Source organism: Synechococcus sp. H55.9, assembly GCF_047462355.1.
Classification (GTDB): domain Bacteria; phylum Cyanobacteriota; class Cyanobacteriia; order Thermostichales; family Thermostichaceae; genus Thermostichus.
On record NZ_JANSJB010000197.1, the window covers coordinates 1 to 1,151 of the forward strand.

At 63.5% G+C, this 1,151-nt stretch carries 2 protein-coding genes; one reads left to right on the top strand and one right to left on the bottom strand.

Annotated features, from left to right (window positions below):
* On the bottom strand, positions 1–161 hold a 161-nt coding region (locus NW857_RS13090; RefSeq protein ID WP_414369228.1), incomplete at its 3' end, for a GTPase.
* 163 nt (positions 162–324) lie between these two features.
* Between NW857_RS13090 and NW857_RS13095 the strand changes: the two genes are divergently transcribed.
* Positions 325–1,151: aminotransferase class I/II-fold pyridoxal phosphate-dependent enzyme (locus NW857_RS13095; protein ID WP_414369226.1), on the top strand; the 827-nt coding region annotated here is incomplete at its 3' end.

A 1,151-nucleotide genomic window follows, 5' to 3' on the forward strand; every position in this document is an offset into this window, starting at 1 on the left:
TGCAGGCGGCGCCCGTTCCACTCCACCTCTTGGTAGAGGCGATCCCGCGTGATGCCCGGCTCATCGTGGACAATGGCGGAACGCACCCCCGCCAGGCGGTTGACGAGGGTGGACTTGCCCACGTTGGGGCGACCCACAACGGCCACAAGGGGTAAAGCCACTGCTCTGCCTTGCCACAAAACCGAACTTAGATTTCTATCCTAGCCTTTGGGATCCGAGATACCCAAGCTCGGCCCTGCTTCGCATTGCTTCAGGTGCGGGTCTGGCGGTAAGCTGTGCAGTTAACCCCAAGTGAGCCAGGTGTCGGCTTGCCTTTCTATTTGTATGAACCGCGCTCTCGTCCCCGCCCAACGCTTGAACAAGCTGCCTGCCTACGTCTTCGCCCGCTTGGATGAGCTGAAGGCCCGCGCCCGCCAGCAGGGGCTAGATTTGATCGATCTGGGCATGGGCAACCCCGATGGGCCCACCCCCCAGCCGGTGGTGGAGGCAGCCCAGGCGGCCATCGCCGATCCCGTCCACCACGGCTACCCTCCCTTCGAGGGCACGGCCAGCTTCCGCCAGGCGATCACCGATTGGTACCGGTGCCGCTACGGGGTGGAGCTGGATCCCAATGGGGAGGTGCTGCCTCTTTTGGGATCCAAAGAGGGCCTGACCCACCTGGCCTTGGCCTACGTGGATCCGGGGGATCTGGTGCTGGTGCCCAGCCCCGCCTACCCGGCCCATTTTCGCGGGCCCATGATTGCCGGCGGGCAGATCTACCCGCTGCTGCTACGCCCCGAGAAGGAGTGGCTAATTGACCTGCAGGAGATCCCGCCGGAGGTGGCCAAGCAGGCGCGGGTGCTCTACTTCAACTACCCCAACAACCCAACGGCGGCGGTGGCGCCCCGCTCTTTTTTTGAAGAAGTGGTGGCCTTTGCCCACCGCTATGAGCTGATTCTGGTGCACGACCTGTGCTACGCGGAGCTGGCCTTTGACGGCTATCGGCCCACCAGCCTGCTGCAGATCCCCGGCGCCAAGGACTTGGCCGTGGAGTTCCACACCCTCTCCAAAACCTACAACATGGCCGGCTGGCGGGTGGGCTTTGTGGTGGGCAACCGCCAGATCATCCAGAGCCTGCGCACCCTGAAAACCAACCTCGACTACGGCATTTT